The organism is Ruegeria sp. ABV4_181 (assembly GCF_056158465.1).
On the sequence record NZ_JBSWTI010000004.1, the window covers coordinates 1 to 24,287 of the forward strand.

Sequence of the window (24,287 nt, forward strand, 5' to 3'; positions counted from 1 at the left end):
GGGCTTCAGGAAGAACTGCCGCCCCAGCGTGATGAAAAGCGAATTCGAGCTGGCCTTGAAGCCGCTCTGCTCATCCATCTCGTACTGATAGCCCATGGTCATGGCCCAGTCGTTGGTAATCGCACGGGTATAAGACGCATTGATCGTTCCGCGCTGACGGGGATTGGCGGCGTTGGACCCTTCGTTTTCCTGGTCGATGAAGTTGACGGCGAATGAGAGGGCAGAAACCGGATTGACGAAGTAGTCATAGGTAATGAACCCCAGCGTCTGGCGGGTTTCCTGACTTTGGGTGCTGGTGCCGACCCGCCGCTGGATCGTTGCGCCGATCCGGGAGTTGACCCACTGCTGCGTATAGTTCAGCTGGCCGATCGGTGTTATTTCGTCAAATGGGCCGCGGGTTACGCCCACATTGAAATTCAGCGACGCGTTCGCCCGCTGGAAACGTCGCCCGGCCGTGGCATTCACCCGGCTGCCGTTTACCCCGAAGGACTGATTGATGCGAAAATTCGCAGCGCCGTCAGGAAGGTTTCTGGTCCAGTCGAAGCTCCAGACAAAGCTTTCGGTCACATCGTTCGTGTTGTTGATCCGCTGTGTTTCATCGACCTGAGAATAACCGACATTGGCGTTGACCGTGGTGATGGCGGATATGTCATAGGTCGCGCCGACGGATGCCGTGGTTGTCTGCCTGTCGGTCTGTACGTTGTCGTCGGCCACGAAATCCCGGTACTGAATACGTAGATTGCCCTGCAGGACAGGCGAAACCCTCACCAGGCCGACCGCCGTATAATCGCTGTATCTGTTGTCGAACAGAGACGGGTCGATCGTGTTCTGATATGTCCGCTCGCGGTAGGTATAATTGAAACGAAAACCCAGGGGATCGTTGATGCCTGTCTGAAAGTTCAGATTGGCGCGCTGGTTGACCTGATCGCCGGTGGTGCCGATGACATCCGCCGAGTCAATGATACCATCCAGATTGACATCGGTCAGGGACCGGTTGAAGGCCAGGTCACGCTCACGATATTCCAGCAACGCTCCGAGCTGGCTGTTGGTGCCGGCGCGTTGATACCGCAGCCGTGCAAGCGGATTGTCAAACTGGGTGTCCGTGCCGATGATCGGCTCATTGGCGATCCGGTACAGGCCGGAAAGATCAAGCGCCAGAGTCGAAAGCTGTGTCTGGTTCACGATTCCAAGGGCAAGGGTGTTTTCCCACCAGGTCGTGGACCCGAACGAAGGGTCGGTCAGGCGGAGGTTGTCGTCATGTCTGAGCGACGAGAAATAATCGAGCGTAACGTTCAGCCCCGGGCTGACCCCGCTTTGCTGAGCCCCCAGCCCCAGCCGTCTTGCCGGATTTCGCTGGGCCTGCTGCTGGATCAGCTGCTGGCTGGACGTGATCGTCTGAACCGACGTTGACTGTATTGTCGTTTGTTGCGTGGTTGTCTGAGGTGTGTCGACCTGCTGCCCCACGGCCGGGGCGTTCAGTGCTGTGCAAGCTACCCCGCTCGCCAGGGCGAAGGATAACGTGTTCCGGATTTTCCCCACCAATATCCCCTACTCGAACAAGCGGCGAGATGGTACGACGATAACGTCTCCCGGAAGAAGCACTGTGTTGCCCTGAATGCCACCGCCCGAGGTTTTGTAATTGTAGAGAAATCTCTTCATCACGCCTGTGTTTTTGTCTACCCGACGCAATTCGATGCGTTTCTGGGCTGCGAATCTGTTCAGACCGCCGGCCTGTGCCAGTGCCTGAAGAATGGTTGTCCCCTCTGAAGCGAGCAGTTTGCCAGGAGCGCCAACTTCGCCCATTACGAAGACGTCAATTGTGGGCCCGACCGTTGCCGCTCCTGGTGCGACGGGGCCCGCAAGCGATGCGATGGAAACGAACACGGTCGGCGTCGTGTTGAAATTGCCGGACAATGCCGTCGCCAAAGAGGATTGCAGCCCGTTGATGGATTGGCCAGACGCTCTGATCGAACCCGCAAGAGGGAAGTTGATGGATCCATCCGGCAGCACCAGAACGGTCCTGTTGAGGCCCGGATCTTCCAGAACTTCGACACGCAGGGCATCGCCCGGCTGTATCTGATAGGAACTTTGCGCGAAAGCACCCGTTGTCAGCATCAAGGCTGTGACCAGGGCGACCAATGAACCAATAACTGTCCGCATATCCAAATCTTTCTTTTCTCTATTTATGCCTTCATTCAAAAAACGAGACAATCCACAGGATACCAAGTAGTTGCACCATGCGGCAGAAATGCAGCGCATTTCTACTGCCCCGTGTTCAGTTGCGCGTTGAGTCGCTCTATTTCCGCCTCCAGGGACGGCGTGACATCCAGATGCGGCATCAATGTCCCGGCGATCCGATAGGTACGCAAAGCGTCTTCCGGTCGCTCGGCTGCCGCATAGGCCCGCCCCAGATGATACAGAACCAAAGGATGGTCGGGCATGGCTTCGGCGGCTGATTCAAGATAGATCAGCGCCTCCCGATAGTTGCCCAGCCGATAAGCGACCCACCCATAGGTATCCTGAAACATGGGAATACGCGTGCCGCGCAGCCGCCGCGCCAGATGTTGAGCGCGCCGCAGGCTTTCGTCGTCATTGCGGTGGGTCGTCAGCAGGCTTGCGAGATTGTTGGCCACAACCAGAGACCGGTCGCTGAGTGGGAACAGCATTTCATAGACGCTGATTGCCGCGTCCAGTTCCCCGGCCCGTTCGTATTCTTCAGCCTGAACCATCAACAGATCCGGGTCTTCGGGCAGGGTTGCCAGAGCCTCGGTCAGAACGGCCCGGGCCGCTGCCGGGCCATTCCGTTCGGCCTCCAGCGCAAAAAGCGCGAGCCATACCCGGGGCGCATCCGGACGTTCCGTGAGGATTGTCCGATAGATGCGCTCGGCCGTGTCATATTCCTCTGCGCCGGTCAGGATACGCGCCTTTACAAAACGCAGGACCACCGAATTGGGGTCGTCCTGCAGCAGTTCGTCCAGACGTCTGGTCGCGCCCGCCACGTCGTCCTGCGCCAGCATCAGGCGGATCAGGGCGATATCGGCCGGCAATCCAAACTCCGGATCATTCGCCAGCTCACCCAGAAAAGAGATCAGCTCATCGGTCTGCTGCCGGGCTGCCAGCATTTGCGCCCGAAGCTCCTTTGACTGGCGCACCGCGCCGGCGTCATCCTGCGCGTCAATGGTGTGCAGAACGGCCTCAAGGCGGGCCCAGTCCTGCAGGTTCAGATACACGTGCCCCAGTGCCGTCAGCAATTCCGCATTGTCAGGGTCCTGACGCAGGGCATCGACCAGGACGCGTTCGGCGATCTGCGCATCATCGCCTTCCAGCAGGAAGCGGGAATAATTCAGCGCTTCTTCCGGCGCGTTTTGGGACACCTCGGTCGCAAGCGCCAGCATTTCACCGACAAGTTCCCGGTCGCCGTTGCGCTCATGCGCCCTGGCCATCAACGTCATCAAATGCGAGTCGCGGGGTGTTTCATGAAGCGCCTCGCGCAGCAGGATGATCGCGTCCCCGGTCCGGTCGTCGTCGATCAGCCACGAAGCCTTCAGCTTCACGGCCTCCACCTGTGCGGGATCCTCGTTCAGCACTTGCTCGACCAGGACCCGTGCCGGCGCGGGCTGGCCGACCATGAACAGCATCCGCGCATATTCCACCTCGCTGGCCCGGATCTGGGTGGTCCGCTCGGCCCCGTCCAGCAATTCCCGCATCTCGGAAAGTGCCACATCCGTGTCGCCGGACTGGAATTTCAGCGCCGCGCGCATCGTCCTGAACCGGGGGGTGTTCACCCCGCCCGCAGCGATGATCGCATCCATTTCCGCAATCGCCGCCTCTGCACCGCGATTTTCGTTGATGAACGCAATAAGCCTTTGCACCGAAGGGGAATCCTGCTCCAGCAGTTCCGCCTTATCGCGCAGGATGGCCTCGGCCGCGTCCAGATTGCCATGGTCGACATGATGCTCGACAAGCATCTGCTCGACGCTCGGGTCGCCGGGGAAAATCTGCATCATTTGCGTAAGCTGCGCAGCGATGGCCTCGGGGTTTTGCAACTCCTGCAGCGCACGGAGCCGGATGGCATACAGCTCACCCAGTTTCGCATTCAGGGCCAGGGCTGCGTCGGTTTCGTCCAGAACGGCCGCCCAGTCCTGCGCGCGGATCAAGTCATCGATGATGATCTGTCGGGCAGTCATCAGGCTGGGATCGGCGTCCAGCAATTCATGGGCGGAGTGGATGGCGAAATCCACCTGGCCCGCATCCCCGGTCCGGATGGCCTCGGTATAGGCCAGCGTGTTGTTGAGGGACTGGATGCCGATATCGTCGGGGGCAAGTTCGATGGCCGCCTGGGCATAGCGTTCCAGATCTTCCCAGTTTCCAAGCTGCAGCGCCATCTCGGCCATCGCGCGATGGCCTTCCAAATTGTCCGGATATTGTTCGATCAGCATCAGATACTGGTTGTAGGCGATCTGAACATTGCCGCGGTCGCGTTCCAGCCGGGCAAAGGTCAGGCGGGCCTCTTTGTGCTGGTCGTTCAGCTTGAAGACATTCCTGAATTCAATCAGGGCCCGCTCGACATCGCCCTTTTCCAGATGGGCCATCCCCGCCCGGAAATGCGCCTCGGCCCGTTCTTCGGCCGAGTCACATGCGCTCAGCAACAGGATCGCGGAAAAAAGCGCGACGGCCAGCCGTTTGCCGAGAGAGGGGCCTGTTCCGCTCAATGCCGCACCCCCGGAAGAATGACGAACAGCGCGCGACGTCCGGACATCCCGGTCTCAGCAGCCTGTGCCGCGCAGAACGACGAAAATGGTCCGGATCAGAATTGAGGCATCCAGTCTGAACGACATGCTTTTCCAGTACTCAGTATCGTGAAACGCGCGTTCGGCGAATGAAGACTGGTTGCGTTTGGACACCTGCCACGGCCCCGAAATACCGGGACGCATGGAATTGTAGAATTCGCCGGGATAAAGCTTTTTCTGGTTCACCATCATCGGGCGGGGGCCGACCATGGACATCTCGCCCACAAACACGTTCCAGAACTGCGGCAGCTCATCCATGGAGGATTTGCGCAGAAACGACCCGAACTTGATGATGCGCGGATCATTGCGGAGCTTCTGATTGCGGTTCCATTCTTCCCGCGCCTCGGGATTGGCCGCCAGATGTTCTTTAAGGACCGTCTCTGCATCATGCACCATGGTGCGCAGCTTGAGCATCCTGAAGGTTTTGCCGCTCTTGCCGACCCGATCCTGCCGGTAGAACGGGGTCACGCCCTGACAGGCCAGAAACACGGCCAGACAGAAAACCATCGGCACGACAAACGGCGCTGCAAGCAGAACAAAGGTGATATCAAAAACGCGTTTCCCGACGCCCCTGTAAAATCCCGGGTAGTTCACCGAGGCGGGCACAACAGGAATATTAGAGTAGCCGGTGTCGGCCACGTCCTTCGAATGAATTGTCACTATTTAAACCCCCAACACGCACAAAAACCCAAGAACCACCTACCAAACTTAGAAACTGACTACGCTCAACCTCAGTCTATATGTAATAAATTCTATATTTTTATGTCTTTTGCAGCCTTGCAATTTCACACACGCTGGCAGGCTGCTCTGCCTGCAATTCTTAACAAATTCCGGTCGGCTTGCAAAACATTAATCCTGACGGGCCTGTCCGCCTCGGTTGAAAAGGAAGGGCATACCGTGCTGTCAGGGCCTGGAATGCACGTTGATCCGGTGGGGGATCCGAAGATTTTGTTGCGAAATTCGATACAGTGGTAAGCTTTGGGCTGATTTGGTTCTTGAAAGGGGTTTGTTGGAAGGCGTCAGGATTTTTCTCTGGGGTGTCGGTTTTTAACCTGCCTGCTGCTTTTCCGGGCAGTTCTCTCAGGCATTTAACGGAAACAATCACTGATAATCACCCCAATTGAAAGGACAGCAAAGTCAAATCATTACGTGTGAAGTTTAATGCTGATCGCTACATTGGATTTGTGGCAATGTAGCACCCAAGTACTTTTAGATTATGTGATATGTACGTAGGTTAGGGATTTCTGGTGGTTCAGAGTATGAGTTTGGGTAATCTCCGGGGGGCCAGTACGAGGTTCGACAAGGCGGAAGGCAACCGTGGTGCAATGGCGTCCAGTGACGGGTTTTATCTAGAATTCTTCGGTCTTGACCGGCGGCCTTTCACGCTGCTTCCGGACCCCGGCTTCATCTATTGGTCCCCGCTGCACAGGCGCGGCTATTCCGTCCTGCAATTCGGCATCATGAGCTGCGCGCCGATCACGGTGCTGACGGGCGAGATCGGTGCCGGAAAGACAACCCTGGTTCAACAGCTTCTGAGCGAAATGGAGCAATCGATCACGGTTGGATTGATCTCGAATGCGCAGGGCGGGCGGGGCGAGCTGTTGCAGTGGGTTCTGCACGCCCTGGGCCTGACGATCGAAAAGGATGCAACCTATGTGCAGATGTTCCAGGCGCTGCAGGATTTCCTGATCTCGGAATATGCTGCGGGGCGGCGCGTGGTTCTGATTTTTGACGAAGCGCAGAATCTGACGGTCGAAGGACTGGAAGAAATCCGCATGCTGACCAACATCAACGCAAACACGGACGAGCTGCTTCAGCTTGTTCTGGTCGGACAGCCCGAGTTGCGGGATATGGTTCTGGATCCCAAGATGCGGCAACTGACGCAAAGGGTGGCAACAAGTTTTCATCTGGAACGGATGGATGAGGCCTCGGTTGAACATTATATTAATCACAGAATGAAGATCGCCGGCGGCTCGGGCGAGGAATTCACGGAAGACGCCTGCAAGCTGATCTTTCGGCAGACCCGCGGCGTTCCGCGGCTGGTGAACCAGTTCTGCGATTTTGCCCTGCTCTATGCATGGACAAATGAATCGGACAAAGTCAGCGAAGATATCGTCAGCCAGGTGATCAAAGACGGTGTATTCTTTGGTGGCAATTCCCTTGAGAAGGAGCTGACAGTCTGAGATGGGTCCGGTTCGTTTCTATATCTCCATTTTTCTGCGGCGGTTCCCGTATTTCCTTGTCGTCGCCCTGATCGTGTCGGCCACGTCGATAATCATCGCCCGGGCTCTGCCGCCGACATATGTTTCGCTCATGCGGCTGATTGTTGAATTGCCTCAGATCCCGGGCAGCCTGGCGGCCAGTACGGTCAACACATCGGCGGCGGAACAGCTGCGGATTGTCGAACAGCGCTTGCTGACACGGCCGGTCTTGCTGGATATCGCCAAGAATTTTGATGTCCTGCCTGACCAGGAAAATGCCAGCCCTGACAAAATAGTCGACACCCTGCGCCGAAATACGCAGATCCGGACCAATACGGGCCGGAACCAGCCCAGCCTCATGACAATCACCTTCGAGGCGCAGTCCGGTCAGGTCGCGGCCGGCGTATTGAACGAATATCTGACGGAGATTCAAAAGCTCGACGTGTCCTACCGCAAGGAACGGGCCTCGGACACGCTGGAGTTCTTCGAACAGGAAGTAGACCGTCTGAGCGGAGAGCTCGACAAACGCAGCGCAAGGATACTTGAGTTCCAGAACAGCAACTCGGATGCGCTGCCTGCCAGCCTGCAGTTCCGCATGGCGCAGCAGGGATCGTTGCAAAGCAATCTGCAACAAACCGACCAGCAGATTTTTTCCCTTAAGAGCCAGCGGGAAAAGCTTTTGGAGGTTTACAGCACCACGGGGCAGATTGTCGGTACCGGACAGCAGCCGCAGACACAGTCGCAGCAACAACTGAGCCAATTGCGCAATCAGTTGGACAATCAGCTGGTGATCTATTCTGAAAGCAATCCGCAAATCAAATTGCTCCGAGCCCGAATTGCACGGCTCGAAGATGTTGTGGCGGCAGAGCAGGCGACCAGTGCGGCGACAACCAATCCGCAAACGGGAAATTTGTCGCTTGATCTCCAGCTGGCTCAGCTGGATTCACAAATCGCCGCCCTGGAAGATCAACGCCGTGTGACCGAAGAACGTCTTGAGAAAGTGACGCTGACAATCGATCAGACACCGGCCAACGCCATCATGCTCGCGGAACTGCAGCGCGACTACAACAACATCCAGGGTCAGTACAACAATGCGGTTGGCCGCCTTGCAAGGGCATCGACCGGGGAACGGATCGAGGTGACGTCTCAGGGGCAGCGTATTTCGGTGATCGAATATCCCGTGGTGCCAAGCGCGCCGTCAAAGCCCAACCGTATGATGATCGCCGGAGGCGGAACGTTCTTTGGCATTGCACTGGGGATCGGTCTTGTCGTGCTCCTTGAGCTTTTGAACCGATCTGTGCGCCGCCCCGAGGATCTGGTCAAAAAGCTTGAGGTCTGGCCGATCTCGACCATACCTTATGTGCGCTCCCGAAAAGAGGTGATCATGCAGCGCGTGGCTTGGATTTCGGTCATCCTGGCTATTCTGATCGGTGTTCCCGTCGCGGTTTGGGCGGTGCATACTTATTATCTGCCTCTCGATCTGATTGCCGAGCGCGTGGCCAATAAATTGGAGACTTTCTGGTGATTTCTGTTCTACAAATCTCAGGGTGGTTTTAATGGATCGTCTTCAACAGGCGATTCAGAAAGCCCGTGCAGAACGGGAAAGCCGCCGTCGCCCTCCGCACCCCGCACCCGCTTCGCCGCAACCCCAAATGCGCCTGGCTTCGGCAGAGGCGCCGGAGGTCGATATTTGGCGCAGCCTGCCTGAGATCGAGATCGATCCGCGTCTTATCTCCAAGAACCGCCTGATATCGTATGAGGGCGGTTCCGCAGCCTCCCCTTATGACATGTTGCGTACCAAGATGTTGCAGCAGACATTGTCCAATGGCTGGCGGCGCGTGGCGCTGAGCTCACCCTATAGCGGATGCGGCAAGAGCACGGCCGCGGCCAATCTGGCATTTAGCCTTGGCAGACAGGCGGATCTTCGCACCATCGTTATCGATCTGGATATGCGGCGCAGAGGGCTGGCCGATATCCTGCAGCAGACCGGCAGTACCAGCATGTCGGACGTCCTGCAGGGAGAACTGCCGTTTCATCAGCACGCTTTGCGCTATGGCAACAACGTTATTTTCGGGCTCAATTTTTCGCAGACGCGGAAGCCGGCCGAGATTTTGCAAAGCCGGCAATCCATAGAAGTGCTGGAGCAAATCGAGGATGAGTTCAAACCGGACATCATTCTGTTTGATACGCCGCCTTTGTTGGTGAGTGACGACAGTCACGGGTTTCTCAAGAACGTTGATTGTGCGCTGCTATTGGCTGCGGCCGAGGAAACCAGCCTCGATCATATTGATGTGGCTGAGCGGCAATTGGCGGACCTCACGCAGGTTATGGGCATTGTGTTGAATAAGTGCCGCTATATCAGCGGAGCCTTTGGTAATGAGCATGGCTATTACTGAACAGCCTCCGGCCGATGCAGTTATCATTCCACATTACAATGACATCCCCAGGCTAGAGCGCTGTTTGAGCGCGCTCAGTGAAAATGACATCGCCAATACGGAAGTCGTTGTGGTGGACAACGCTTCGCCGGTCTCGCTGGACGGGGTGAGCCGCGCGTTCCCCGGTTTCCGCTTTGTCGTCGAAACCCAAAAGGGCGCGGCGCATGCCCGCAACAGGGGCGTGGCTGAAACCACGGCGCAACGGTTGTTCTTCATTGATGCCGATTGTGTGCCAGACCCGGACTGGCTGACGGTGGGTCGCGAAATCGCCGACCGGGCCGATCTGATTGGCGGGCGTGTGGACGTCTTTGACGAAACTCCGCCGCCGCGCAGTGGTGCCGAGGCGTTCGAGGCCGTCTTTGCGTTCAATTTCCGCAGATATATCGAAGTTCAGGGGTTTTCCGGGGCGGGCAATCTTCTGACCCGGCGCGATATATTTGATGCGATCGGCGGGTTTGTGAACGGCGTTTCGGAAGACCGGGAATGGACCATGCGCGCGGTGGCCCGGGGCTATAGCCTGATCTACGAGGACCGGCTCCGGGTCAGCCATCCATCCCGGCAGGACTGGCCCGCGCTCAAGGCGAAATGGCGCCGGACGACCCAGGAAGCCTATCAACTGAACGGCACGGACCCGGCCGCGCGCCTGCGTTGGGCCGTGCGGGGGCTGGCGATGCCCGCGAGCGCCGTGGTGCACACACCCAAAGTGCTGGCCAGCAAAAAGCTGGCGTCACCGGGCGAGACCTTGCGGGCGACGGCAACTCTGATCCGCCTCAGATGCATGCGCATGATATGGATGCTGCGCCAGGCGATCGGAAAACCCATCTGATCCAAACGCAAAACAAAAGGACCGGAAAACGGCCCTTTTACCATAACAACTCTTACTGGTTTTATTTATCCGCCCCGGCCGGGGCCGAAAGACAAATCCGGAATTGCGCTTTTACGCGGGTCTGAATTTGCGGCGGCGCACCATGAACAGACCGCCAAGGGCTGTCAGAAGCAGCACACCGCCCGCGGGCAGCGGAACCGCGGCCACGTCAAAGTCAAACGAGACGTTTGATGCGGAGGCCGACCAGGAAAACACAAGGTTCTGGCTCAGAATATTGGGATTCACGCTTCCGAAAATTGTTTTGAGTGTTGTCGTCACGCCGCCCAGAACAGATGTCGAGGCCAGAACATTGGAGGGGTTATTCGCATCAACCCATTTCACGGTCAGGCCAAGCGGGAAAGCGTTGGTCAGCAGGCGGATGCCAATGGTTGCCTCTGCGGATGCCGCCAGCGGATCAACAGGCGACGTGAAATTGACCGAGTAGAACCCTGCGCCACCTGCGCCCGTGTTCACGGCGCCGTAAAAGAGATTATCGGAAGTGATGTCGTAGCTGCCTCCGGCGGAAACATGTGTCAGAGCACTGGCCGAGCCGGCCATAAACACAGCGGCAACAAGCCCCGCGAACATCATTTTCAAAGATCTAAACACCAGAGGACCCACCTTACATCTTTACACATGGAGTCCATGCACACCCCGAGCACGGCACCTACTGAATAGATTAATAACCTATTTCCATTTGTTTGCTAAGGCTTTTTGGGAATTGTGTCATTTTTAAGGCAGTTAAGCGTGATCCGTGACACAATGCGGGTCTAGACTTTGGTTTGCTTCCTGAATGTGAACAAAGAGAAACCCGGCAGGGTTACCACCCCAACGAGATTTCGGCACCCCCCTGAGTGGTCATGCGCATTCCGGCCCCATGCAAACAGGAAACAATCCCGTCAAACGGGCTTTACTGCTTACGTTCAAATTCCCGCCGGTGGCTTGCGAACCTCGTTTGTCGGGAAAAAGGCGCGAAACCCGCAGCGCGCCATATTTCTCCTTAGACGAACCCGAAGTTTCGTGTAGCTTTGGGCTGTTGTTGTACCAAGTACAGGCACTTATTTTCGATCGGAATTTGCATTTTGGCCGTTTGTTAGAGTGCCTGCCTATGAGCAGGGAGATTATGCGAATGGGTGTTGTGCCAGAGATGGCGTTTATTGCCGAGACCGCCGATGAACGCGTCTGATTTTGATCCCAATGATATGAGCCTCAACGCCAAGCGGGTCCTGGTTACAGGGGGGGCCGGATTCCTGGGCTCGCACCTGTGCGCGGCGCTGTTGGAGCAGGGGCACGAGGTTCTGTGCGTCGATAATTTCTTTACCGGGCGGCGCGGCAACCTGCGCCACTTTCTGAACAATCCCCGGTTCGAGGTCATGCGCCATGACGTGACCTTTCCGCTCTATGTCGAGGTGGACGAGATCTACAATCTGGCCTGCCCGGCCTCGCCCTTCCACTATCAGCACGATCCGGTGCAGACGACCAAGACAGCGGTGCACGGGGCGATCAATATGCTGGGGCTGGCCAAACGCCTTGGCGCGCGGATTCTGCAGGCCTCGACCTCCGAGATCTACGGCGATCCGCAAATCCATCCGCAGACCGAAGAGTATGTGGGCCATGTCAATCCGATCGGACCGCGCTCGTGCTATGATGAGGGCAAGCGCTGTGCCGAGACGCTGTTCTTCGACTACTACCGTCAGCATAACCTGCCGATCAAAGTGGCGCGGATTTTCAACACCTACGGGCCGAACATGCATCCCGATGACGGGCGCGTGGTGTCCAACTTCATCATGCAGGCGCTGGCCGATGAACCGATTACGATCTACGGCGATGGCAGCCAGACCCGGTCCTTCTGTTTCGTGTCCGATCTGATCGACGGGCTGATCAAGCTGATGGAATCCCCCGAGGATGTGACCGGACCCATCAATCTGGGCAACCCGGTGGAACTGAGCATCCGGGAACTGGCCGAGGCCGTGATCCGCCTGACCGGCTCGAAATCCGAACTGGTGTTTCATCCGCTTCCGCAGGACGATCCGATCCAGCGCCAACCGGATATCACCAGCGCCCGTGAACAGCTGAATTGGGCGCCGCAGGTGGCGCTGGAAGACGGGCTGAAGGCAACGATCGGCTACTTTCAAAGGATTTCACCGATTTCGGCGCAATATGCGGCCGCACCGAAATGAGTCACGAGGACACAACAAAAGCACCGCGTTGGCTGGCCTCGCTTTTGTTACTGGGTGCAACCGTGGCCGCGTGTCTGCTTGTGCTGACGATCAATCGCGGCCCGCTCGTCTATTTCGACACGGGCAGCTATTTCCGGCAGGGCAATGTGGCCTTGTCGCTGATACTGCCTGAACCCGCACGGTCGGACGAGGGGGGTGCGCAAACCTCTGGCGCGGCCGAAAAAGCGGATGACGATCAGACCGCGGGCGGGTCGCGCTCGATTGTCTATGCATTGCTGGTCGCTGCGTTTTGGCGGGCTGATGCCCTTGGGGGCGTTGCCTTTGTGCAAACGGCGCTGCTGCTGCTGGCGGTCTGGCTTGCCATGCGAATACTTCAGCGCAGCGCACCGTCAGGGCGTCCGGTTCTGCAACTGGTCACTATTCCTCTGCTTGTGGCGGCCACGACCTCGCTGCCGTTCTATGTCGCTTACATGATGCCGGATATCTTCACATCGGTAATGCTGATCCTGATTGCCGCGGTGGTTGCATCCGGTCGCAACATGCAGATGGCCGAGACGCTGGCCATATTGGCGCTTGGTGCCTTCTCGGTTGTGCTGCATCCGTCACATCTGGGCATCGCCGTTCTGATGGTTCCTCTGGTCGTGCTGGCCGCATTGCTGCGTGTCGGGCTGGGCCGCTGGATCGCAGCGGGATTTGCGGTGTTTCTGGTGATCATTGCGCTTGCCGAACGCAAGGCATTCGAGGTTGCCGTCGAAACCGTCACTGAAAAAGAAGTGGTCTATACACCGCATATCACGGCACGGTTGATCGTGGACGGCCCCGGAATGGCGTATCTGGATGATGTTTGTCCAACACCCGACCTGGCCACATGCGCCCTGCACGAAGCCCTGTCCTGGTCCGACGATCCCTACCGCTTTACCGCCTCGCATATCATTTTCGAGCGGTCCGAGAACCTTGGATCGTTCCGGTTGATGACACCCGAAGACCAGCGCGCCGTGGCCTTTGAGCAGCGCCAGTTCTTCCTGCGGGTTCTGGCCGCCCGGCCTTTTGGTACGGTTTTCGCGCTGGCGCAGAATGCGGCGGAACAGCTTGCCTCGAACAGCGTGGTAATGACGATCCCCTTTGACGCCAGCCTTCAGAACACAAAATCCCTGTCCGGATTGCCCGATGAGCGGCTTGCGTTTCTGGACAGAACCTTGCTGACCCGCGAGCAGCCCTGGCTTCCGGCGGCAAATATCATTCATCCGGCGATCTACGCGATATCCGCCCTGGTGGTGATCTGGCTGCTTGTCCGCCCGAAACAGGTTGCCCCGCCTTTCAAGGTGTTTGCGCTGTTTCTGCTGCTTGGGGTTGCCGTCAATGCCCTGGTTTGCGGAGGCGTGTCACAGCCGGCCCCACGATATGGCGCGCGGGTGATGTGGCTCTTGCCTTTTGCGGCCACCCTTCTTCTTCTTGTCAGGCGCTCCGGGGCGCTGCAATCCGCCAGCACAGAGGACCGATGATGCCGAACGACCCTTCCATCAGTGTGGTGATGCCGGCCTACAAGGCCGAGCACCTGCTGCCACGCGTCTTGCCGCCGCTGATCGAAATGCTGAAAACCGGTCAGGTGCAGGAGGTTCTGGTGGTGGACGACCAGTCCCCCGACGGCACGGCTGCGCTTGCGCGCGAGATGGGGGCGACGGTTCTGACCACGCCGGTCAATGGCGGACCCGGTGCGGCGCGCAACCTGGCCGCAGAACATGCCGCGGGCGATATCCTGTGGTTTGTGGATTCCGACGTCATCGCCTGGCCCGATGGCCCGGACCATATCCGCCGCGCCATGGCCGAAGACAATGTCGGGGCGGTGTTCGGATCCTATGACGACGCGCCGGACGGGCAATCGTGGTTTTCACGCTACAAGAACCTTCTGCACCGTTATCACCATCAGCGCGCCCGGCGCGAGGCGCGCACCTTCTGGGCCGGCTGCGGCGCAATCCGGCGCGATGTGTTTCTTGAGGTCGGCGGGTTCGACGTGAAAACCTATGAGGTTCCGTCGATCGAGGATATCGAACTGGGCTACCGGATCGCCAATACCGGCCGCCGCATCCTTGTGGAACCACAGTTGCAGGGCAAACATCTGAAGGTCTGGACCATACGCAACAGCCTGAGCACGGACATCTATTGCCGCGCCCTGCCCTGGGCCCGGCTGATGATTTCGCGCGAGGGGCTGACGGACGATCTAAATACCTCGACGGCCGAACGTGCGCGGGCCGCAATCGCCGGGCTGCTGCTGTTGTCAATTCTGGCCCTGCCGTTCTGGCCGGGGGCATGGCCCCTGCCCTTGCTGCTGCTGGCTGCCGCCTTTGTCGCCAATTTCGACCTGGTGCGCACGATGGCGGGGCATGGCGGGGCGTGGTTTGCCTTCAAATGCCTGCTCTATCATCAGGTCTACTATGTCTATTCGGCCACCATCTATGTCTGGTGCCTGTTCGAATACCATGTGCTGGGGCAGAAGCAGAAACTCCATGTCAGCCGGAACTGAAACTGCGGACCAGACTGCCGGCGCGGCAAGGATGCCGGATTTCCTGATCCTCGGGGCCGCGCGGGCCGGTACGACCGCGCTTTACACTTATCTGCGGCAAAACCCGAGTATCTTCATGCCCTCGTCCAAAGAGCCTAATTTCTTTGCCTTCGAGGGTGAGGCCATGAATTTTTCAGGCCCGGGCGCAGATTACGTGAACAACTCGGTCACGCAGATCGACGACTATCACACCCTGTTTGCCGATGCGCCGGCGGGCTCTGTCTGCGGTGAGGCGTCGCCGCTTTATCTCTACGCCCCCAATGCGCCGGAGCGTATTCACCGCCGTATCCCGCAGGTGCGAATGGTGGTCATTCTGCGCAATCCGATTGATCAGGCGCTGTCTCACTACCTCTATGCGGTGAAACAACGGATCGAGCCGCTGGAAGATTTCTCAGCGGCACTGGATGCCGAGGACGAACGGCTTGCCGCAGGCTGGCAGCCCCTGTTCGGATATTCGCGCTTTCCGCTTTATGCGCAGCAATTGTCGCGCTATTTCAACCTGTTCGACCGCAACCAGTTCCTGATCCGCACCTACGAGGAATTTCAGAACGACCCGGAAGACGTCATCGACAGCATCACCGCATTCATCGGCGCCGACACAAGTTTCCAGCCCGATCTGTCCTCGCGTGTGAACGCAGGCGGTGTGCCGCGCAGCCGTCTGTTTCAGGACTTTCTGATGAAACCCAACCCGATCACCGGCATGATCGCGCGTGTCATGTCGCAGGAACTGCGCTGGAAGATCAGGGACCGCCTGTCCCAGTTCAACCTCAAACGCGAGGTCGAGATGCCGGACCGCGCACGCGCGATCCTGCGCGAAAGGCTCCTGCCTGAAATCGGGGATCTGGAACACCTTCTGGATCGCGACCTGAGCGCCTGGCGGGGCTGATCTATGGTTTACGGTCCCAATTTGCCGCCGGATACCGTGCTACAGGCGCAAAACCGAATATTCATCGGCAACAGTTCTGCGAAAAGCCGGGGAATGTCTTTGCATAATTCAGGAGTCATTTTCCATCTCGCAGGCCCGGGCCGACAATACTTTGAAATTGAGCGATATGCTTTAGGATAGGGCCGAGTGTTTAGTGTTGCTTCCGTGGCAGGTGTTGATTTCTGCCGGAAGTGGTTTTGGGTGGTGATTTTTTATGAACAATTTTGACAGAGCAACTGTGTCGCCCGAACCGGTCCCGCGGCCCCATTCACCGGCATGGTGGGCCCCTGCCGTCGTGATGTGCGGGTTGCCGGCCAGAGATGGCATTGTTCTGCATCTGAACCGCCGAAACGCCGGTTCACCAATTTCCTGGTGACACATATGAATGTCTTCACAGCTTCAGGAACCGGACCTTTTCGGCGATGGCGGATCGCAATAGCCTTCTTTGCCGTTCTGTTGGCGATTTTATTGTTTGCCCTCTCCCTGCAGGACACCATGACCAGCCTCCGTGATCTGGCGCGCTGGTGGGTGCTGATCGTGGCATCGGCGCTGATGGTTTTTGTCGTCTTTGCGCTATTTGACCTGATGCTGAGCGGGTTTTTGGTGGTGGTGCTGTTTGTGGGGGGCGCATCGCAGCTTTATGTGACCCAGCCCCTTTGGTATCCCGAACTTTATTTGCCGCCGAGATCCACGATCGAAGCAGCAATGTTCGGCATGATATCCCTTCAGGCCGCGATCTCGGTTTTTGTGCTTATCCGGCAAGTGGGGCGAGCGTCACTCCGCCGGGTTCTGGATGCCCTGGACGTCAAAAGAGCGGTGCTGCTTCTTGTGTTGAGCGGCGCGTTTACAGTGCCGATCCTCAACTATCTTCGCCTGAATGAAATCGACGCATATTTCGTGCAGCTCGCGGCCGGAACTGGCCTTGTGCTCACTAATTTCATGACAATGGCCGCAATATTGGCCACCTTGCCCAGGGGTCTGAAACTGCCCTCGGGCTGGCGATGGACATGCGGTCTGGCCATCGGATTTCTGATTGCGACACTCGTGCTGGAATGGTTCGCATTTGAGCGCGTCTTGCATGTTCAGGACGAGCTTGCCTACGTATTCCAGGCGCGGACCTATGCCGGCGGCGCCCTGTATGTTCCCCCCCTTCCGGAAGCCGCTCAGGGCGCTTTTGGCCACTATCTGCTCGACATACATGACGAGCGGTGGATATCCATCTTCACCCCCGGCTGGCCTGCGATACTGGCATTGGGCGTTCTGGCCGGAACCCCGTGGCTGGTGAATCCGATCCTGGGTGCCGCATCCATATTTCTTGTCCATGGTGTTGTCCGAAGACTGGCGAATGTCGGGCTGGCAGATATCAGCGCCCTGCTGTTGGCAACGTCGCCCTGGTTTATTGCGATGTCCGCATCGCTGATGGCGCACACGCTCACGCTGTTTCTGCTTTTGCTCGCCTGGTTTTTGGTCCTGAAAGCCGAAGAGGCGGCGCTGAAAAAGGCTGCCTTGCTTGTATTTGGCGCAGGGCTGGCCATGGGCTGGATGTTTCTGTCAAGAAACCTCGATGGCCTGCTGCTGGGGATCATGACGGGTCTGTTTCTTTTGTGGCGCGGCGGCGTTTTACGCCACCCCGTTACAGTCATCAGCTTTTGCGCAGGATGTGTGGCCACCGGCGGCCTGATCTTCGTTTACAACTACTACTTCACCGGAGATCCGCTTCTGACAACATTGTCGGATTATTATCAGCGCACCTGGGGAGAAGGTGTAAACGCCTTCGGCTTTGGGCAGAACATTGGCCCCCCCGAGGGATGGGGCCATATGGAACTATATTCGAACGAACACTCTGTGTTCGAAGGTCTGGTGAATACGCTCACCAACATAAGTGCCCTGCATACGGACTTCATGGGATGGGGCGTCGGCTCGCTCATATTCTTTTGGGCGCTGCTGGTCTATGGCCGCACCGATGCAACGGACCGCATGATGCTGGCGGTCATTTTTGTGATTGCCGGTGTCCATGCGTTTTACTGGTTCGCGTCCAGTTTCTACATAGGTCCCAGATATTGGTACATGACAATAATTCCCCTGGTGTTTCTAAGTTCCAAGGGGTTTCTGGAAATCGGCAATCGGCTGGAGGCCGCAGGTCTTTCAGCTGCGAAAGACAGGTTAAATGTCGTGCTCCTGGTGCTTTGCCTGTTCTCGACTTTGGTTTTCCTGAGCTATCGCGGCGTCACAAGATATCACGACCACAGGGCCTATAACGACCATTACCGCGCGTTCAAATTGCCTGTAGCAGAGAGTTCCGCACAGCCGATAGTGCTGATCAAACCCGCAAAACAGATCGCTTCGGCCTATTTCTTCAATGACCCCTGGTTCCCGTCCGGCAAACCAATCTACGCTGCGGATCTTGGGGTCCAAAGCAATCAGGCGGTGATGGATGCGTTTCCGGATCGGCCCGTACTTTATTACAATGAAAGTGAACGCGAGTTCCTTCAGAAATAACCGCTGCGTTGGTCCCGAACCTGCGCCGAGCCGTTCCTGCAGGAGATGTGCGTGACGGTCTTACCAGGCTTCGTCGCGACAGGACGCGACCCAGGCCTGCGTGAACAGGATTATCGCGGCCACCAGGAACAGCATCGGCAAGCTGCGGGTACCGGCGATGAGCAAGGGAAACCAGGTCTCATCTGAAACCGGCAGTTTCAGTAACTGCCGCAGGATCAAAAAGTTCTGAATGGGCGCAACAAGCACGGCTGCGACGATCATGGCCCATGAAATCGGCGGAAACGCGCGTCGGAATGCGATGATGTGTGCGATCGGAATGAAAAGCATCATCAGATAATGCCCCCAGACCACCGGCGAATAGACAAGCGAAGCGATCATGCACACCACGAAGATATGATTGCGCACCGCCCGGGTGTCTCCTTCGGCCCTTCGAAGGCGGATGGCCCCCAGTGCCAGAACGGCGATGACGGCAAGCCGCAGCGCAATACCCAAAAGCCGCAGGGATGGCGGCAGCGGGTCATCGGATGCGTAATAGCTCGGTGGCAGCAACAGCGGCTCAACCCAGGCGAACATGTTACTGTTGAAAACCGGCTGCGGCACCTTGGTGCTTTCTTCGCGCATCAGGTCCAGAAACGCCTGATGTGGTGACCAGCCCAGAAGCAGCAGCGACATTGCAAAAACGGTTGCCCCCAAAACCAGGGCACTGATCCGAAACCGCGACGGGGCAAAAAGAAACAGCAGCACCGCGCCCGGCCCGAAGGCCGGTTTGATGCAGACGATCAACCCCATCAATACAGCCGTGGTAATGTAGTATTCCCGCTCAAAGGCAAGCAATCCCAGCACAAAAAGCAGGAACAGGAACGGTGTCGTCTGACCGCCAATCTGGAAAACTGTCCAAAATGGCTGAAAGAACATCGCAAATACCCAAAACAGCGCGAAATACAGGGCTTGAGCCCGGTCATCCTGCCCGGCAAATGCCCGGTAATGCCGGTACAGAAGCCCCAGCCCGGCAAAAATTGATCCGGCCGAGAAGACCTTGAAGGCAATCGCGGCATTGACGGGGCCCATCTGCGCCAGCGGCCAGTAGAAATAACTGGTGAACGGCAGGCTGAAAAACGTCATGTTGCCGAAAGGCGGTTCGCCGGCAATCGTTGCGAACGGGTCATAGAGGCTGCCGAACTCTCCGGCCTTTGCCTTGCGACCGGCATCATAGAAATTGGCGAAATCAAGCCCCAGACCGCGATGCACAAGAATACCGTGCAGGGTTGCCGCAAGGATCACCGCGACCGCCACCCATCCTGTGATGCGTATTGCCCGGGGTGAAATCGAGCCCAAGGTCTTAATCCTTCCCTGCATTCGTTGAATATGCCCGGTAAGCTGCCAGCAGCAATTCGTTGTCGGAACTGGTCGGATGCCAGTGCAAATCGCGTTTGACGGCTGTGGTATCCAGGGCAACTTCCAGATCGGCGATCTCGTATTGTTCCGGGTCCATCGGAGCAATCTTGATCACGTTGAGCAACCGCAGGACACCTTTGACAAGCCACCCCGGCGTACGGATGAGCCGTGAAGACGAGCCGGCTTCTTTCAGAAACCGATCCAGCAGGTCATAGGAACTGGGTGAATCGTCAGAGCCCAGATTATACACCCCGTTCGGACAACCGCGCCGGGCCGCCAGCAGTGACGCCGCCGCGCAATCGTGCACGGCGACGAACTGAAAGCAATTGCGCCCCGAGCCGATCAGCGGGATCGGCCGGCCTGAATCCACGGCTCTGAAAAGCAGTTCGAAAATGCCCAGCCTTCCGGATCCCAGGATCAGCCGCGGGCGAAAAACCGTGGCCGAAACGTCTCCGGCGGCTACCGCATTGGCGATGATGTCTTCGGCCGCCACCTTCGAACGGCCATAAGGTCCGAACGGAAGCTTCGGATGGTCCTCGGTTCTGGGCTGTTCCAGCACCGGCCCATAAACCATGTCGGTGCTCCAGAAGACCAGGTTTCGATTGGCGTTGCGCTTCATCCAGGCCAGAATTTCGGCGGTCCCGTCCACCGCGCATTTGCGAAAGAACGCGTCCCGCCCAAAGCGCGGTTTGTTGGGCGTGATCAGCTGCGTCGCCATATGATGAACGACGTCATCGGCGCCGAGGGTGATCGGATCCAGCGATCCGGGTTCGGACACATCTGCCGGATGCACGTCCACACGCGGGTGATCAATTGGAGGATTTGCGGCAAGAGAGCCGGGCAGATCCACCACCACAACCTCATCCGTCCCCTCTTCTATTATCCGGGCGACGGTTTCGCGTCCGACAAAGCCGTTCCCGCCGATAACAACATGTCTCATGCGCGCAATTCCAAATTTTGCAGCATCAGCTATAGGCCATGATAATCGTGCCCAGAATGATGGTTCCGATACCCACCAGCCGCACGGCGTTCACGTCTTCGCCCAGAAAGAAATAGCCCCAGCCCGCGACGATCACATAAGCGAGGCTGATGAACGGAAAGGCAAAGCTGGCATCAAAGCGTGACAGGGACAGAAGGTGGGTGCCCATCGAAATCGTCATCGTGATCAGCCCGAAGATGATCAGCGGGTTGGTGATTGCGTCCGCTGCCATCGCCGTGATCCGCGATACAGAGAACTCGGCCTGCCCAACCCTGTTCATCCCGGCCTTCATCAGAATCTGCGATGCCGCGTTCAGGCACACCGTAACAATGATGAAGATGAAAAACTTGGACATGATCTGATCTCCGACCTCAGAAATACGCTATTTGATACGAACATCGCGAATGACACTGTGATCCATCAGATACTGAAGGGGTGGCAGCTCGATGAAAAACAACACACCGACGAGCAGGCAAAGGAAGATGACATAGGCCATGAACCGCGGTTCCTGATAGAGCTTCTCGGGGCTCACGGCGGTACTGTCCAGCGCATTAGCGATGCGCTGGTACCAGACAAAAAGCAGCGCAAAGAACGGGAAGGTGACAAGGAATTCGATCTTGTACTTGATCAGGAATATGCCAAGGAAAAAGCTTGAAGTCAGCGCATAGAAGAACGCCGACAGAAACAGGCTTTCCTCAGTATAATGTATGAAAGAACGGCGATAGAGGCCCGCGCGTTCGGGATCGTCAATCATCCGGTATTCCGCATACCGCTTAATCGCCATCAGATAGGCGCCGCCCATCCAGTAGGCGATCAGCATGCTTGAGGGCGGCAGGATGATTGTGGTTATCGCAGCCCACCCAAGAACCAGCCGAATTGGGTTGTTGAAGGACTCGGTCAGGACATCCACATAAGCCCTGTCTTTCGATCTTATCGGCTCGACATTGTAAATCAGCCCCATCACCAAAAGCAGAAGCGCGGCGTAAAAGAAGACCGAGTTGAGCAGCGTCGCCAGCCCCAGGCCAGCGGCGGCCAGCAATACATATTGCACGGTCACAAATTGAGGGCGCAGCCGCCCCTGGGCGGATGGCCGGGCAGATTTGGTTGGATGAAACCGGTCAAATCGCCCGTCAAGGTATTCATTGATCGTGTAATTGGCCGAAGCGATCAGGCATGTGGCAATCAACCCGATCAGCAGGTTTGTCAGATCGGAAACGTTGGCATCCTTGTCGATAGCAAAGGCCAGCGCCGCGCCGGGCAGCATGAACATGTTCTTGCCCCAGTGATCCGGCCGGGCAATTGAAACATAGTCACGCAAAGTGCCTTTTTGTGCTATCGAACTCATCACTTCCTACTCTCCGCAAAATACCCGGCAGAGGTCAAATCGCGCATCATGTGACCTGGGTGAAACCAGCTGACAGGGTACATACCCGCGATTTGACAGTCGGGAGTTTTGGAAAAGCGAACCTCGCCCAAAAGATGTGCGGCTTCCATGCGGACGAAAAGGCCCTGTTTCGCTTGCGACTCTGACACCGGAAGCCAAGCGTGACAGGGCACGCTTGCATCTCACTCGACCACAGCTCCTCTTTTGATCCGCTTGTTTGACGCGCTCTTTTTCTTTGGCTTGGTCTCGAACTCTTCGTGATAGGAGCGTTCGACATTCACGTCCCAGACGTCGTTTTTCTCACCCATGATGTTGCGCGCCGCATACATCGCCGACAGCATCGAATGGTCCTGATTGTTGTAACGATGCAGGCCGTTGCGGCCCACAGTCTGGAAATTTTCAAGCGTCTTCAGCCACGCGCTGACCGTGTCAAGCGCGTCCTTGTATTCCGTATCATAGACCGGATAGGCCTTGGGCTGCCGGATCACGGCGAAATCGACGACGTCGCTGGCCTTGGCCAACCCAAGCTGCTCCAGTTCTTCGCCGGCAAGTTTCCTGAGCTCTTCGTCTGAGGAAGACCACAGCCCGTCGCCCTTCTGGCAGAAATACTCCATCCCGATCGACGCGGTATTCTGGTCGGGCAACATCTCTGCGGACCAGGCGCGGAAATTCTGAATGCGGCCGACCTTTACCTTCGGGCTGTGGATGTAAATCCAGTTGTCCGGGAACGGATCGGCGTGATCGAGGATCAGGGTCACGATCAGGAAGTCGCGATACTTCAGACGGTCTGCGGCCTCGACGACCTCGGGTGGCGGCGGCGGATCGAAGGCGTGGATCAGATCGCGCACCGCCATCGAGTTGACGAACTCTTCGCCCTCGACCCGTTCGATGCGCTTTTCGCCGTCTTCATTCCAATGGCGCACATCGATCGAGGTGACGCGATTGCCCTCCCGGTTCACCCGCACAACCTCGGAACGGGTTTCGACCGTGCCGCCCTTTTCCTCGATCAGATCGCGGGTCTTTTCCCACATCATGCCGGGCCCCAGGCGGGGATACTGAAACTCTTCGATCAGGCTGGCCGTGTCATTGGCGCCGGAAATCGCATTCCAGACCGCTTTGGGCAAGGACAGGTTCTTGATCCGCTGCGCGGCCCAGTCGGCCTGAATTTCCGAAGGCGGAATGCCCCAGACCTTTTGGGTGTAGCTGCGGAAGAAGTGCATATAAAGCCGCCCGCCAAAGCGGTTGATCACCCACTCTTCAAATGTGTCTTCCTGCGGCTTGGGCCGGATCTTCCATTTGATGAAGCTGCCGACGATCTTGTAGGTCTCGTACGGCCCGATGTTACCGAGCGCGTTGAAGATGCGCAGCGGGTAGTCGTAGAACTTGTTGCGGTAGAAGATGCGGCTCAGGCGTTGCACGGTGATGAAATCATCGCCCATCACCTCATGCCACATGTCTTCGACTTCGCCCACTTTGGTAAAGAACCGGTGCCCGCCGATATCGAAGCGGTACCCCTTGTGGGTCTCGGTGCGAGAGATGCCTCCAACCATGTCCGAGGCCTCATAGACCTGCGGAACGTGTGTATCACTCAATTTCTGAAGTTCATAAGCGGCGGTTAAACCAGCCGGTCCACCACCAATGACGACGACTGGAACAGTATCTTTGGTCAAATCACTCACACCCACACTAAATTTCACACAAAATCTCTCAGGTCAGGCTACAAGAAATTACCCGAGATTTACAACAAATTCCCAACAATCATTCAGCATGAAGCTCAAATCCTGTAAATGGCCTGCCGCTGTGTCCGAAAGATGAATATGGCGCCGGCGAAGCAACGGGGGAAAAGGTGCCAATGCCGGAAACGGCGCCCTGCTTCACGCAAACCCGGACCGGCGCGGCGCGCGACGGCCCCCAAATTCCACGCGCGCAGGCGAGGCCGACATCGCATATCTGTTTGAATTAAATCCGTATTCCCGCAGGAAGCCCAGGCTTGCAGCCACCCGGGCAAGGCGGCCAGCAACTGATGGCTTTGACGGATTTCCGTGCCGCCCCGCGCTCTGCCCTCTTTTGATCC

Annotated in this window: 19 protein-coding genes; 9 read left to right on the forward strand and 10 right to left on the reverse strand. The window is 57.4% G+C overall.

Annotated elements, in window-relative coordinates:
* From ACXAC3_RS18535 to ACXAC3_RS18550, 4 genes are all read right to left on the reverse strand, one after another.
* Positions 1 to 1,539 (reverse strand): hypothetical protein (locus ACXAC3_RS18535; RefSeq protein ID WP_475163532.1); only part of this gene is annotated, 1,539 nt, incomplete at its 3' end.
* 9 nt (positions 1,540 to 1,548) lie between these two features.
* On the reverse strand, positions 1,549 to 2,259 hold the full coding sequence (locus tag ACXAC3_RS18540; protein ID WP_475163534.1) for a polysaccharide biosynthesis/export family protein: 711 nt from the start codon (positions 2,257 to 2,259) through the stop codon (positions 1,549 to 1,551).
* Between the two features lie 2 nt (positions 2,260 to 2,261).
* Positions 2,262 to 4,712: a tetratricopeptide repeat protein gene (locus ACXAC3_RS18545; protein WP_475163535.1), complete on the reverse strand. Its 2,451-nt coding sequence runs from the start codon at positions 4,710 to 4,712 to the stop codon at positions 2,262 to 2,264.
* A 54-nt stretch (positions 4,713 to 4,766) separates the two neighbouring features.
* Positions 4,767 to 5,450: a sugar transferase gene (locus ACXAC3_RS18550; RefSeq protein WP_475163537.1), complete on the reverse strand. Its 684-nt coding sequence runs from the start codon at positions 5,448 to 5,450 to the stop codon at positions 4,767 to 4,769.
* A gap of 599 nt (positions 5,451 to 6,049) precedes the next feature.
* Here ACXAC3_RS18550 and ACXAC3_RS18555 point away from each other — a divergent pair.
* The 4 genes from ACXAC3_RS18555 to ACXAC3_RS18570 are packed head-to-tail and all read left to right on the forward strand — an operon-like array spanning position 6,050 to position 10,252.
* On the forward strand, positions 6,050 to 6,973 hold the full coding sequence (locus tag ACXAC3_RS18555) for an ExeA family protein (protein WP_475163538.1): 924 nt from the start codon (positions 6,050 to 6,052) through the stop codon (positions 6,971 to 6,973).
* A 1-nt stretch (position 6,974) separates the two neighbouring features.
* Positions 6,975 to 8,516: a GumC family protein gene (locus ACXAC3_RS18560; RefSeq protein WP_475163540.1), complete on the forward strand. Its 1,542-nt coding sequence runs from the start codon at positions 6,975 to 6,977 to the stop codon at positions 8,514 to 8,516.
* A gap of 31 nt (positions 8,517 to 8,547) precedes the next feature.
* On the forward strand, positions 8,548 to 9,387 hold the full coding sequence (locus ACXAC3_RS18565; protein WP_475163542.1) for a CpsD/CapB family tyrosine-protein kinase: 840 nt from the start codon (positions 8,548 to 8,550) through the stop codon (positions 9,385 to 9,387).
* Positions 9,374 to 10,252: a glycosyltransferase family 2 protein gene (locus ACXAC3_RS18570; RefSeq protein WP_475163544.1), complete on the forward strand. Its 879-nt coding sequence runs from the start codon at positions 9,374 to 9,376 to the stop codon at positions 10,250 to 10,252. The genes ACXAC3_RS18565 and ACXAC3_RS18570 overlap by 14 nt, the downstream gene beginning before the upstream one ends.
* 111 nt (positions 10,253 to 10,363) lie before the next feature.
* On the opposite strand, the gene ACXAC3_RS18575 is transcribed toward ACXAC3_RS18570, so the two are convergent.
* A complete protein-coding gene (locus ACXAC3_RS18575; RefSeq protein WP_475163546.1) occupies positions 10,364 to 10,900 on the reverse strand; it encodes a VPLPA-CTERM sorting domain-containing protein in 537 nt (178 codons plus the stop codon).
* Positions 10,901 to 11,463: 563 nt separating this feature from the next.
* Between ACXAC3_RS18575 and ACXAC3_RS18580 the strand changes: the two genes are divergently transcribed.
* From ACXAC3_RS18580 to ACXAC3_RS18600, 5 genes are all read left to right on the forward strand, one after another.
* Positions 11,464 to 12,471 (forward strand): UDP-glucuronic acid decarboxylase family protein, encoded by a 1,008-nt coding sequence (locus ACXAC3_RS18580; RefSeq protein WP_475163548.1) that lies wholly within the window; start codon positions 11,464 to 11,466, stop codon positions 12,469 to 12,471.
* A complete protein-coding gene (locus ACXAC3_RS18585) occupies positions 12,468 to 13,973 on the forward strand; it encodes a hypothetical protein (protein WP_475163549.1) in 1,506 nt (501 codons plus the stop codon). The genes ACXAC3_RS18580 and ACXAC3_RS18585 overlap by 4 nt, the downstream gene beginning before the upstream one ends.
* Positions 13,973 to 14,992, forward strand: coding sequence for a glycosyltransferase family 2 protein (locus tag ACXAC3_RS18590; RefSeq protein WP_475163551.1), 1,020 nt, complete (start codon positions 13,973 to 13,975; stop codon positions 14,990 to 14,992). The genes ACXAC3_RS18585 and ACXAC3_RS18590 overlap by 1 nt, the downstream gene beginning before the upstream one ends.
* Entirely contained in the window at positions 14,976 to 15,917 is a 942-nt protein-coding gene (locus tag ACXAC3_RS18595; protein ID WP_475163553.1) for a sulfotransferase family protein, read from the forward strand. The genes ACXAC3_RS18590 and ACXAC3_RS18595 overlap by 17 nt, the downstream gene beginning before the upstream one ends.
* Before the next feature lie 534 nt (positions 15,918 to 16,451).
* Positions 16,452 to 18,455 carry a glycosyltransferase family 39 protein gene (locus ACXAC3_RS18600; protein ID WP_475163555.1) on the forward strand — a complete coding sequence of 668 codons (2,004 nt, stop codon included), beginning with the start codon at positions 16,452 to 16,454 and terminating at the stop codon, positions 18,453 to 18,455.
* A 60-nt stretch (positions 18,456 to 18,515) separates the two neighbouring features.
* On the opposite strand, the gene ACXAC3_RS18605 is transcribed toward ACXAC3_RS18600, so the two are convergent.
* From ACXAC3_RS18605 to ACXAC3_RS18625, 5 genes are all read right to left on the reverse strand, one after another.
* Positions 18,516 to 19,790, reverse strand: coding sequence for a glycosyltransferase family 87 protein (locus ACXAC3_RS18605; protein ID WP_475163558.1), 1,275 nt, complete (start codon positions 19,788 to 19,790; stop codon positions 18,516 to 18,518).
* A gap of 4 nt (positions 19,791 to 19,794) precedes the next feature.
* The gene (locus tag ACXAC3_RS18610) at positions 19,795 to 20,790 is read right to left on the reverse strand and encodes an NAD-dependent epimerase/dehydratase family protein (protein ID WP_475163559.1); all 996 of its coding nucleotides are present in this window, start codon (positions 20,788 to 20,790) and stop codon (positions 19,795 to 19,797) included.
* 25 nt (positions 20,791 to 20,815) lie between these two features.
* Positions 20,816 to 21,184 carry an EamA family transporter gene (locus ACXAC3_RS18615; protein ID WP_475163563.1) on the reverse strand — a complete coding sequence of 123 codons (369 nt, stop codon included), beginning with the start codon at positions 21,182 to 21,184 and terminating at the stop codon, positions 20,816 to 20,818.
* Between the two features lie 27 nt (positions 21,185 to 21,211).
* A complete protein-coding gene (locus tag ACXAC3_RS18620) occupies positions 21,212 to 22,174 on the reverse strand; it encodes a UbiA family prenyltransferase (protein ID WP_475163565.1) in 963 nt (320 codons plus the stop codon).
* Between the two features lie 221 nt (positions 22,175 to 22,395).
* Positions 22,396 to 23,910, reverse strand: a complete 1,515-nt coding sequence (locus tag ACXAC3_RS18625; protein ID WP_475163568.1) for an NAD(P)/FAD-dependent oxidoreductase — start codon at positions 23,908 to 23,910, stop codon at positions 22,396 to 22,398.
* Positions 23,911 to 24,287 lie beyond the last annotated feature (377 nt).

Excerpts from the sequence above, each read along its gene's own strand:
- ACXAC3_RS18540 (WP_475163534.1), bottom strand. The coding sequence starts at position 2,259 with ATGCGCTGCATTTCTGCCGCATGGTGCAACTACTTGGTATCCTGTGGA.
- ACXAC3_RS18555 (WP_475163538.1), top strand. The coding sequence starts at position 6,050 with ATGAGTTTGGGTAATCTCCGGGGGGCCAGTACGAGGTTCGACAAGGCG.
- ACXAC3_RS18560 (WP_475163540.1), top strand. The coding sequence starts at position 6,975 with ATGGGTCCGGTTCGTTTCTATATCTCCATTTTTCTGCGGCGGTTCCCG.
- ACXAC3_RS18565 (WP_475163542.1), top strand. The coding sequence starts at position 8,548 with ATGGATCGTCTTCAACAGGCGATTCAGAAAGCCCGTGCAGAACGGGAA.
- ACXAC3_RS18570 (WP_475163544.1), top strand. The coding sequence starts at position 9,374 with ATGGCTATTACTGAACAGCCTCCGGCCGATGCAGTTATCATTCCACAT.
- ACXAC3_RS18580 (WP_475163548.1), top strand. The coding sequence starts at position 11,464 with ATGAACGCGTCTGATTTTGATCCCAATGATATGAGCCTCAACGCCAAG.
- ACXAC3_RS18585 (WP_475163549.1), top strand. The coding sequence starts at position 12,468 with ATGAGTCACGAGGACACAACAAAAGCACCGCGTTGGCTGGCCTCGCTT.
- ACXAC3_RS18590 (WP_475163551.1), top strand. The coding sequence starts at position 13,973 with ATGCCGAACGACCCTTCCATCAGTGTGGTGATGCCGGCCTACAAGGCC.
- ACXAC3_RS18595 (WP_475163553.1), top strand. The coding sequence starts at position 14,976 with ATGTCAGCCGGAACTGAAACTGCGGACCAGACTGCCGGCGCGGCAAGG.
- ACXAC3_RS18600 (WP_475163555.1), top strand. The coding sequence starts at position 16,452 with ATGACCAGCCTCCGTGATCTGGCGCGCTGGTGGGTGCTGATCGTGGCA.
- ACXAC3_RS18610 (WP_475163559.1), bottom strand. The coding sequence starts at position 20,790 with ATGAGACATGTTGTTATCGGCGGGAACGGCTTTGTCGGACGCGAAACC.
- ACXAC3_RS18615 (WP_475163563.1), bottom strand. The coding sequence starts at position 21,184 with ATGTCCAAGTTTTTCATCTTCATCATTGTTACGGTGTGCCTGAACGCG.
- ACXAC3_RS18620 (WP_475163565.1), bottom strand. The coding sequence starts at position 22,174 with ATGAGTTCGATAGCACAAAAAGGCACTTTGCGTGACTATGTTTCAATT.